The following is a 12,220-nucleotide window of genomic DNA, read 5'->3' on the forward strand; positions in this document are numbered from 1 at the left end:
TGAGTTAATGCTTCTTCTACTTTCGCTTTCTCATTTCTGATTTCTTCAGCTGTCGCATCTCCATTGTTAATCACGCCTTGGGCTTCTGAACTAATTCGCTCTGCTTCTGCTTTTTTCGCTCTATAATTATCTGATGTTACTTGTGTCATTCCTGGCGTTGGATCTTGTTCACTAGTTGCGGTATCTAATCTTCGTTTTGCTTCAACTAAAGCACTATTATCCGCTTTATTTTGTAGTAAGGAAATTGCATGTTGAATTTTCACTGAGATATCATTAATACTATTTGTCGCATTTACAACATCCGTATTTGTTGCTCTATCATTTGATAACACTTCATTAGCTTTTCTTCGAACTGCTTCAATTTCATCATGCAAATGCTGCATTTCATTATTATATGCAGTCACACTTAATGGTGTTTTACCATTAGTGTCTCCTTGTGCGTTAAGTTTAGGTAAAGCATTTCTAATACTCGATTTATCTGCATGGGTTCTAATTGGTACATTTACAATCTCTATACTTCCATCTCTATAAGTAATACGTGTTGGTACTGCTTGCGTTGTATCACTCTGTAAATTTGTAGGTAAACTTACTCCTTCGTTTACATTAGCATGATCTTTATTATCTACACTAATTGCATTATTAAGTTCCTCATTACTAACTCTTTCGCCAGGTTCTTTGACTATCTCATGAATTACAACATCATGATGATCAGGTCCCACAACTCCAACAGTATTATGGCTAAAATTATCATCATTTCCAGCAATAGATTCTGTATTAATCAGTACATGTGGTTTTAAAGAATTAGCTTTAAATGTCACTTTACCTGTTCTAGAATCAAGTGTTACATAATCTAGCTGATTATTCATCGACCATTGATTTTGATTATTTTTAGTTACAATTAATTCTCTAGATTGTTCTGTACTATTACCCATTTTTTCGACATAGCTAATTTTAACTTTATCTGTAGGATTTTTTGTTGTTGATGCATTAGCATTGTTTGGAATAACTTCGAACTCACCATTTTGTTTAAATGCAAATGTTGTGTTAGATGGTGTTGCTGGCTTAACTTTATAAGTTGCACTTGTAGCAGCTTCACTTGTCAATTCTCCATTACCTGTCGTTGATTCGGTGTTAATCAATGTATCATTTGGAACTGACATTTTGTCATAAATAATTTCACTGCCATCTGGAGAAACTGATAAACCAGGCGTGTTTATAGAATCACTCGCTTTTGTCCATTTGCCTGTGTTATTTTTGATAAATGTGCCAATAACTTGATTTCCTTTTTTAACAGTAATTCTATCTGGATTTACAATTATATTTCCAACATTAGCTTCTAAATTTTTACCTACTCCTGGTGAAATGACTACATCGCCAACATCATTTTGTGTAACAGTTGCTGGATTTGGAACTGCATTTGTCACTTTAAATATTGCTGGATCAGAAGTAAAGAATACATGGTTTTGGTTATCTAATACTTCAAATCTCGCTTCTTTTTTAAAAGCTTGATTTGGATATGCTAAATTTGACCATTGTTCGCTATGAGAAGCTGTTGTATTTTGATTCCAAACAAAATGGAAACCATCTGTAGGTAAACCATTCGCATTTTCTAATGCTACATAATTATTAATATTTCCATTTCCTTCAAAACTTGTTCCTACAATCGTACTATACTCTGATTTTTTAAATTTATATTTATATTCATATACTTTTACTGGGACATTATATACGTGATTAATACCGTTATACCTTACTTCAGCAGTTAAGCTTTGAACGCCAGCAATATTATTACTTGGAGCATTATTATTTTTCCAAGTCACTGTAGCCCCATTCATATAATTATTTTCAAATGTCACATAATTTGCTGCGTCATCGCCATAAGTTAACGCGTGACCGACCACATCACGTTGTGGTGCTTTAGCAGTGGCTGGTGCATAAATGGTTACTGGAATAGAAACTGTTCTCGTTTCTCCATTACTCAATGTGACAATGGCGCGTTTAGTTGTAGTACCAATTGTGTTTTTCCATTGATTAGCATTCTGTTCCCATTCTACTCGTATGATATCTGAATTAGATTTAATGTAAGTTCTAGGATTATTTAAATCAATGTTGTCCCCTTTAACAAATTTTAATCCGCCGTCTACCGCTTCAAGTTGTTTTGTTACAGGTGAAGATGCACTTAAATCTGATTCTATTGATTCTGAACGTGTTGAGTTCACAACAGAACCACTATTATTTTGTTCAGTAATCGTTACATGATCAACCGTGATAATTGATTTAGCTTTAATATTACCAAGTGGTAATACTCCTGGAATTGTAATAGACACTGAACCATCACGATTTCTAGTCATAGTTGTATTACTCATTTCTCTACCATCTTCAGTATATAGTTTAACCTGTGCATTATGTGGAACATTATTTACTTTAATAGATTGTCCAGATAAATCAGCTTTATATTTTGTACTTAAAGCATCAATTGAAGGCGTAGTTGGTTTCACTTTAAACAATACATTAACTGGGTCTACTTGACCGTTAGGATATATCACATTAATTGTTTCTGTGAAAACACCTGGACTATTTGATAAAGGTCGTCCAGAACCAGGTGCCCAATCGAAGTTCGTACCCGATGGTAAATAATTTGCAATACCTTCTACAAATGCTCCTACATTAGATGACGAGCCTTCATTTGCAGATAAGAAATTACCATTTATTGTTGTTTGATATACTCTTTTTGGTTTCGCTTTAACTACTCTATAGTGTGCTTCTTTTTCAATGGGTGTTGTTTCACCATCAAATAAGATGTTTGCTCTTAAAATTTGTGGGACACCTACTGTTGTAGAGTTAATATCTGGTCCATTACCAATCCAAGTCACAGTAGCATCTGTCAAAGGTTGATCATTGTTTATAACGAAGAAGTCATTATTATTTGTTCCTTTACCACTTGGGAATGGCTGACCTTGTACTGTAAATAATTCTATTCCTCTGATATTAGGAATGACATGTTTTACTGGTACAGTAATGGATGTTCTTGAATTATCTGCATAAGTGATAGTCACTTCAACATTTGCATTATTACCTGAACGATGAACATTACTAATTTCTCTACTTCTTATTTCATTACTGCCCTCTGTAACGTAATTTCTATTGGTAATTGATTTCGAAATATCTAAACTGTTAAAAATAGCTTGTCTATCTGTCTCAGATAAACTTGCATTGTTACTAATATTCGCTATACGTATTGGATGCGACTCATCAGCAGTTGTCATGACACTATATTTATCTTTTAATGGTTTGATTAATACATTAAATACAGCCGTTGTTTCGTTATCACTACCATCTGTTACTTTAACTTTCACTTGTTTAGACATTGGGGTAGATACATTAGGGGCAACACCACTTAATGTTGAATGATTTAATACATTCATAGGTATTTGACTGTCATTAGGTACAGTAACATTTTTAATACCAAAGTTATCAGTTAATGTAAGTGTATTTCTGAAAGTTTCTCCTGAAAATACAACATGATCATTATAATTATCTAATACAATATTTGGCGTTACTTTATCAGTTGGTACAAATACGATATTAATCACATTGTCTGTTGATGACATTGATTGTCCAAGGCGTTCAATATAGCTTTTTGCACCATAAGGCGTTAAATACAATTGTTGTTTATCTACCGCACCCATAATTCCATTATCAGTACCATTTTGTTTAAGCACTTTATCTAAATGGAAACCAGCAGCGCCATTCATGGCTGGAATATCACCACTCATCACTGTTGAATTGCTGCTTGTATGTCTATAGTCACTGCGTGCAACGGCAGAGTTGCTATATCCAGTATTGCTGTCAACTATGTCTAATACTTGAATAGGTTGACCATCATATGTAAATGGATGTTCTCCATCCGAATATATACTATTCCCTTTAGAATATCCTACAGGTTTAAATCCACGAGCTGAGCCTGATTCTGCTAATATTTTCTCTTGACCTTCTATATGGTTTCTCAACCCTGCATGTTTAGGCGTTGCTCTTAAAAGTGATAATACGTCATTGCCTGTTATTCTTCTTCCAATCGTTGCATCATAACGATAAATTATTGTTTTACCATCTGGAGACCACTCAAATCCACCATCTGTGCTTCTTCCATTAAGTTTTTGACTTGTCCAAGTCACAGTATAATCATTACGTAAATTTATCCATTTTAAGAAATCCATATGATCAAATGTTGAAATGAATTGTTTTGTTAATTCACCTTTAGTAATCGTTACTCTTACACGACTTGGATGATTACTTAAAGGTTCATCGTTTTCAATTCTGATATCACTATCATTTAAATTTAATTGCGGATTAGCAGCTTTAAAGGCATTTCTAACTTGTGTAATTTCATCATTACTTAAATTTTTAGTTGTTGAACGGTAAACACGTTGATTTTCTGCTAATGTATTGACATCAACTACGTTAACTTTAATTGTCAAACGTTCTGAACTATGGTTGTAAGCATTTAATGCATCTACGTTATAAGTATAAACACCTGCATTTAGACGACTCATTGCTTGAGCTGATGGTATTGAACTACCATTAATAGTTGTAAATGCATTATTAGGAATATCTTGTCCATTACTTAATGAGAAATATTTTCTTAAATCAGGTCCAATTGTATACTCTTGACCTTTAGCAATTGTAATAAATGCTTCTTTTGTATTTGAACTACCTGGCTCAGTATATATTGATTTACGTTGTGGTCTATATGTAATCACTTGAGTCGGATCAATGATACGAGTCGAACCATCTTTAAATGTCAAGACTACTCTACCATCATTACCAACCATATACGGGTTAAGTGTACTTAAAAATGATGTCAAACTACTATTTTTAGCTTTAAGCGAGTTAATGATATCATTTCTTTCGCTTTGCGAAATACTATTAGGATTACCCACTGTTTTCAATTCTTGCTGGCTAAATAACTGAACTGGTTTATCATCTGATAACTTTCCAATATGAAGATGATATGGACTTACATTAGTATTATTACCTGCTCTATCATGTGTTACAGGTTGAACAAGAATATCACTGTTCCATGTTGCATTATTAGAAATCGTTCCAGTAATCACTAAAGTACCTGCGTCTCCAGAATTATCTCTATTAAATACTGCTTGTAAACCATTATTTTCAGTGATAGATGCATCTTCCACACCTGAACCATATGCATTGTCAGAAACAGGAATTGAAATATTAACGTTATCTCCACGATAATATTTATCTTGAAGGCCTCTTACGTCACCAAAAGTTGGCGGTGTAGTATCTAGTCCTACATTAATCGAATTACTAAAGTTGGATTGCACTGGATCTTCATAGTATGTAATTGCTCTAATAACCCCATTATTAGGTAAAGGATTAGTATAATCACTTTCTTCAAATGTCACCGTGCCATCTAAGTTTGCCATCTTTTCTGCGAGTACAGTATAGCCTAAAGGTGATGTGCCAGGACCTGCACCATCTGTACCACCTGAAACTAAACGTACTTTTGCTCTCTCATCTTGTGGTACATGTGTCACTGTAATAGTTGGTTTTTTACCACCTTTTTGTCCTAATTGTGCCGCAAGTGTTGAAATAACTGGCGGATTGGGTTTGGCAATGACTTCAAAGATTTTAGTTTCATTACCAATTCTCGCTGTCATCACATGGCGTCCTGGTGGCAATTGACCAACCAATACTTTATTTTTCTCAAGTTCTGTATTGGGTCTATCTACTGCATCTTCAATTCGTAGAGAGGGTGGATATCCAGAGATTTCCCATACATTTGCAGACTCGTTACTTTTAAATTGAATCCGAATATTTTGATGATAATCCTTACTATTACCATTAGTCACTGTATTAAGCATTTGACCTTCTTGTTGTAAAAAGACAGCATGATGTGCAGCTTGTGATTCAGGTGAATTCTCTTTATTATCGGGTGCATTATCTGAATAGAATCCAATAGATTGTTCTAACTTTGGTTTGACAAATAAATTTACTTTTTTGATTGTTTCACCATTATGGTATGCATCACTTACATTAAACCCAACAAAAATTTCAATTGGTCTTCCTGTTCTCGCAGCCTCTTTTAATTTTTCTTCAGAAAACATTTCATGAATTTCATAAGAGTTAAGCGGATTTACACCAAAATTACCTCTATAACGATCAGTAGGCACTCTAGGGAATAAACCCATTACATGATCACTAGGGTTACTTAGATAACTTGAAACATCTTCAGCATATTCGTGTGTAGCGAAATCGCCATCTAAGTAATGTTTTTTCATTATTCTACGCTCTGGCACATCATAAGCTGATTCAACATGGTCAATATGCAGTACGCGATCGATAACATCTACAATTTTAGTTTTACGATCATTATACTGTTCTAGCGGCTCTAAATATAATTGGTTATAGTTGTTGATTTCATTAAATTCAATCCCTCTACCACCTGCTGCATAATATAATCTATCTTGTGAGCTACCAGACGTTTTAAATTGAATGGTATAACTATCTGTTCCTCTAGCTTGAAATGCATAGATATGATCAATACCTTGATTATGATCTACTTGCCCAGTTAAATAACGATAAATATCGTCTCCAGCTACTTTAATTTTATTTGGAACACCTTCTCTTTCAAAGAATGTAAATGGTTGATTTTCATTACCACGTGCAAAATCCCCTAAATTATAAATATGATTAACTGAATCGTTATAGAACTCACTTCTATTCAAAGGATTTCCTTGTCTGAAATTATATGCACTAGAAGTAATACCACCAGCAGAATCCCACATTCTTGATAATGCTTGATCTCTACCGTCTCCAGTACCAGATGATGATGTTTCATGACCATTTACATCTGTGGTAGTAAAACGTACTGGTCCCGTTGGCGTTTGACCTTTAGGTAAACCAAACCAAAATACCATGCCATTACGTTTAATATGATACTTATTAAAATTAATCGTCCATAAATATCCATCATTTTGTCTAATTGATGAAATTTCTGCAATACCTCTAACACTAGATGGACTCATATTTCGATAATGAGAACGTGTAGCGTAATATGGTGCACTTTTATTCGTTGCATGTAAAAACGTTCCTGACCAATAACCGGAACCATCATTTTCATTTTCTACATACCATTCTTTTTTAGCATTATTATACAAATCTGAATTCTTTTTTACTTTTGAGCCAGGTTTTGGTCTAGAGTTATGAACTACTGGTGGTGTATAAGTATTAGCAGTATTGCTAGGGGGTCTCGTCCCACCTTGTCCACGTACAGGACGTCTACTTGATCTTACAGCACGTGCTTCTCTATTTGCTCTTGTACTGATTGTACTTACTTGTCGTTGTGGTAATGAACCGATTAAAGCGTTAGCTTGTTCTATTTCTTTATATAATTCATTTATTAATGCTTGGTTTGTATTATCATTAGTACTAAAAAAGTCATTAACTTTGTCAAATGTTGCTTTAATTTTAGCAACTTTTTTATTATCAGATTGTTCTCTATCAATTTTTCGATATTCAGCGTAAGAACGGTCATAAGCTGCTTGAAGTTTATCAGCATCAATTGTTGTTAAAGTTGAAGATACTAGGGTATCATCTGATGCTTCTCTATCTTCGTAACGAGTACGGTTGTCACGAGGACTATGCCCTTCATTCACCTCGGCTAGACTATTATCATCTGATTTATTTTTTTGAGGTTGAACTTCATTATTTTCTTTTAAATCTGTTGTTGTGTGAGATGTATCTTTGTTTTCGTTTTGAGATGAAAATGATGTTAAACTATTTGTTAATGTATCTGTCGTCTGAACTTTATTTAAAGTTTCATTGTTTGCTTTTTGACTCTCAGATACAGGTGAAGCTTTGGGTTCTGTGCTAGATTGAACTTGCTTGTTACTTGTCTCATTTGAAGTTTGTTCTTGGCCTCTAGCTTTTGCTTGAATCACTTGCCCATCTTTTTGTAGTTGTTCACTGGCGTGTGCTTGAGGTGAACCTAAGAAAATTAATGTCGCAATAACAGTTGAAAAAGCACCGACTGTATATTTGCGTATACTAAACTTCTGTAATTTTTCTCGATAATTCACAGTGATTATTCACTCCTATTCTTGATGTTTATTCTTAGCTGTATAGATGCAAATGATGAAACATTTTTATTTAAAAACTATATTACGACTCAATGTTTCACAATCATTTACTATATTGTACTGAACAATAGGTGTATTTGTTCATTTATATATTATCATCATTCATTTTATATGTGTATATTATTTTATGAATATTTTATTAAATAATTTATTTAATTTATATACTAGATGCACTTCAAATAATTGTTTCAGAATTTATTTAGCTTATTAAAAATTTACTTATCTTTTTTAATCTTGAAGCCATTACCTAGAGATTTTTATTTAGAATATTTACGTAAAGCGTAATCTAGACATAACATAACGAACTTAAAAGAAATTTAATTTAATCTCATCTTTTTTCTTTAATATTTTTTAAACATTCCACCAGATTTTGGTTCGGTAGATTGAAATCCAAACTTCTTATATAATTGATCAGCTGGATAATCTGCAATCAGACTGACATATGTCCCTTTTTCTGCATGATTTTCAATAAATGCCATCACTTGTTTTAAGATTTCTTTCCCAAAACCTTGTCCTTGATAATATGGATGCACAGCAATATCTATAATCTGAAATGCAGTTCCCCCATCTCCAATGACTCTACCCATCCCAATCAATGTTGATTCTTCATAAATAGTAATATTAAAGCATGCATGGGGTAATCCTTTTTGTGCTGCTGTTTCTGATTTAGGACTCATACCTGCTTTTGCTCTTAATTCACAATAATCTTTAACATTTGGTGGATGATTTGAATAATGAATCATTAAAACGTCCTCCTCTTGTAGTCTCTTTATGCTTAATTATAAAAAAAGACACAATAGGTTTGAATCTATTGTGTCTCAAATTATTATTTTAATCTCTCGGTTCTTTTAAAATGGCTTGTCTTAGTAAAAAGAAAAGTAATAATAAGCCAGCAAGCATTCCTGTATGACCGATACCTGCAAATCCAGCAAATGCTTCTGGTGAAAAACTTTTTCCAGTGACTTGGTAAGTACCTTTTGTTAGCATCATTCCCACAGTAATAATGACACCGATATTGTATACAATGAAAAACCAATTAAATAAATAATAACTACTTAACTTAAATACTTTTTCAAGCGGAAGTAAAATTAAAAACATAAACATACCTAATATTAATGTATGTGTGTGAACAAGAGCTAGTTGCGTATCGCCGGTAAAATCATGTGCTTTCGTTAACTCTCTGTAGTAAAATCCACTTACAAGTCCAATAATCATATAGACTAAAAAAGCATATAATAATCTGCGCATAAAAAATCCTCCCTTACTTCAATTATTATAATCGATTATCTTCGTCTTTAAAGTGACAAAATTTTGTAATCAAATCATGTTACTAAAAATGACCTCCAGCAAACACTAGAAGTCATTTTATTATATGTCTTATTTATTTCTTGCATGTTTAAATAATGCAACTAAAGATAAAATAATGGCAACAAGTGAAATAATCCACAATGCGATAGAACCACCTGAAGATGATTGAGTTCTTTCATCTTTTTTAGCATTGTCTCCTTTAACAGTGTCAGCATTTGCATTTTTTTTCACTTCCAATGTTGGAGCAGGATGTTCACTATTCGCTTTGCCCGTCCATTTTACTTTATCTTTATTATCATATGTCTGCACAGCTTTAAATGAATATGTGCCTTCTTCTTTAGGACTTGCTACAAGAAGTGGGAATTCGATAAATTCATTAGGACCAATGCCTTTATCTTTCGCTTTCCAAGTGATTTTTGTGATATTACCTTTTTTGTCTTTATCTAAACTATATTTATATCCTTCTACAGGTTGAATATTTGACACTTGTACTTCTTTTGGAATATCTAATTCGACTTTTTCAGTATGATCTTTTTGTTCAACAGGCACTCGAACATCCACTTTTTCGTAAGATCCAGGTTCAACTGCTTTTGGATTTATCGTCACATGTGCATCAGCATATTTAAATAAACCTAATGAAAAGAAGAACACTAAACCTGAAGCAAATAATTTTTTAAGCATATTTTACAATCTCCTTTTATGGAATATTAATTTGACTCATAATAACACCAACAAGTATTAAAATAATACCAATAGAAACTTCTACGATTAAAGAGACTTTATTAATTCTATAACGTTTGTTTAAGGCGCGCGTTGTTTGCATAAATCCTAAAGCCATCATAATTAATGTTCCTGCGATTTTAATTATTAATAATATTGTCCATGTTTGCATATTAGACCATATTGATAAAATTTTAGTTTCATCAATCGACATTAATATACCTGTAATAATGATAACTACAACAGCAGCTCCATTCACTTTAAATAAGATTTCGCGTAATAAATCAACTGCATCTCGTTTTTTAGTAAATACTGAAGAAAACAAATAAATTAATGCGCCTAGCCATAAACTGATACCAGCTAAGTGTAATGTTCTAAGTATAATTGACCAAACAGGAACACTTTGAGACCAAGCATGTCCTGACATACTTAAAGCTAAAATCATAATTATCGAAATAGCCCAATACCATGTTCGTTCCATATTTCTTAATACAAATAATCCACTTAAAATAATTAAAGCAACAGCGCTCAGTATATATGGGAATTGAATTAAGACACTTGGATTAAATGTTAAAACTGAATCCAAAATATCAGATGATAGAGTCATCAGATAAAGTACAAGTGACATAATATATGCCATCATCATGATCAATGATACAGCGACATGTCTAGGGAAAATATCAAATGTTGATAAATTATTTCTACGTGCAATACCGTTTAACCAATATAAACCAACTAAAATAATTGTTGCGCCTTCAGCGATATATCTAAACACACCAAACCAAAATGCAGGCGTTTCATATGCAACAGGAGTAGTATCTACACCATTGGCTGTTTTTTTACCAACTGAAAATTCAAATTGATCACTAATTTCATGACCATCAGCAGATACAGTGTGCCATTTAATTTGTTGTGTACCTTCTTTTAATTGCTTGCCTGAGAAAGATAAAGTATCTGAATGTCCTGATGTATTTGGTTTAATATCAGCAATTTTCTTTCCTTTATCATTATATATCGTTATCCCTGAATATTCGGCATTTACCGGCTCATTAAATGTTAATTTGATTGTATCTGGTTGTTTTGATACGAGACCGTTTTGTGCTGGGGTTGTTTTTTCTAAAGTAGCGTGCGCAGAAGCTATTTTTGTCATACTCGGCACGAATAAAAATAGGAACATCATCAATAACGCTATAGCTACTTTAGAACTTCGCTTTAAAATGACCATTGACGTCCTCCTATAAAAAATACTCATTTAACAATAATAAAGTAATATAACTTATTTAACAATAATTATTGTAATATGTCATCGTTTATATAAATTTAAAGCGAGCTAAATAAGAGATCTTCTCCCTTATAGCTCGCTTTAATATCAAATTATTTTATTCTTCTACTAACGCTTGTGTGTCCAAGGTTAACTCATTCCTTAAAACACATGCAATAAACATTGCTAATAGTGAACAAATTGTTTTAGCGATTAATAATGACCATACAGCCCCTGTTAAACCAAACAACGCATTTAATATAAATAGTATCAGAATAGTGTTTCATTTTATATGCTAACACACTAATCCAATATTAATAATTATATTCCATTTTTGCATATCTCATTTAGTTAGATATCTAAATAATATAATACACCTTTTTTCAAATAATCAACTGCGTTTTACTCATTGCATTTTTTGAAAAATTTTTATTAAAAATAGCTGCGCCGTAATATTTATTATCATTAAGTCCTTTTTTAATATCTGATTCTTTTTTTACTTTAATCCATTTAACAGTATCAGAATCACTATCCATTAATTTATCTTCAATTGTTTTACCAATATTTACTTTATTACCTTGGATATCTATACCTTTATCATTATTTACCACTGCAATCGGTATTTGTTTTGGTTTTGGGTTAAATGCAGGATAAAACGCTAAAGAGAATATCACTAATAATAAAATAGCTGCAATTGGTGCGAACCATAGTAACTTACTTTTAAAAATATTCATTTCTACTTACCTCTCTATATTTATTGAACAATGTG

At 32.5% G+C, this 12,220-nt stretch carries 5 protein-coding genes and 2 pseudogenes; all 7 read right to left on the reverse strand.

Annotation, left to right across the window (positions count from 1 at the left end):
- Positions 1-8,102, reverse strand: an 8,102-nt coding sequence (gene ebh / locus HMPREF2629_RS04265) for a hyperosmolarity resistance protein Ebh (RefSeq protein WP_070813173.1), incomplete at its 3' end; no start/stop codon positions are given.
- Positions 8,103-8,503: 401 nt separating this feature from the next.
- Positions 8,504-8,905 (reverse strand): GNAT family N-acetyltransferase, encoded by a 402-nt coding sequence (locus tag HMPREF2629_RS04270; RefSeq protein ID WP_017174943.1) that lies wholly within the window; start codon positions 8,903-8,905, stop codon positions 8,504-8,506.
- Positions 8,906-8,993: 88 nt separating this feature from the next.
- On the reverse strand, positions 8,994-9,410 hold the full coding sequence (locus HMPREF2629_RS04275; RefSeq protein WP_017174944.1) for a DUF2871 domain-containing protein: 417 nt from the start codon (positions 9,408-9,410) through the stop codon (positions 8,994-8,996).
- A 129-nt stretch (positions 9,411-9,539) separates the two neighbouring features.
- Entirely contained in the window at positions 9,540-10,151 is a 612-nt protein-coding gene (locus HMPREF2629_RS04280; protein WP_017174945.1) for a YcnI family protein, read from the reverse strand.
- A gap of 16 nt (positions 10,152-10,167) precedes the next feature.
- A complete protein-coding gene (locus tag HMPREF2629_RS04285; protein WP_070813174.1) occupies positions 10,168-11,415 on the reverse strand; it encodes a copper resistance CopC/CopD family protein in 1,248 nt (415 codons plus the stop codon).
- A 154-nt stretch (positions 11,416-11,569) separates the two neighbouring features.
- Positions 11,570-11,728, reverse strand: a pseudogene (locus HMPREF2629_RS11280) (MATE family efflux transporter); the annotation flags it as partial.
- A gap of 109 nt (positions 11,729-11,837) precedes the next feature.
- Positions 11,838-12,185: pseudogene (locus HMPREF2629_RS04290) on the reverse strand (YhgE/Pip domain-containing protein); the annotation flags it as partial.
- Positions 12,186-12,220 lie beyond the last annotated feature (35 nt).

This window comes from Staphylococcus sp. HMSC034C12 (assembly GCF_001835895.1).
In the GTDB taxonomy this organism is placed as follows: Bacteria; Bacillota; Bacilli; order Staphylococcales; family Staphylococcaceae; genus Staphylococcus; species Staphylococcus hominis.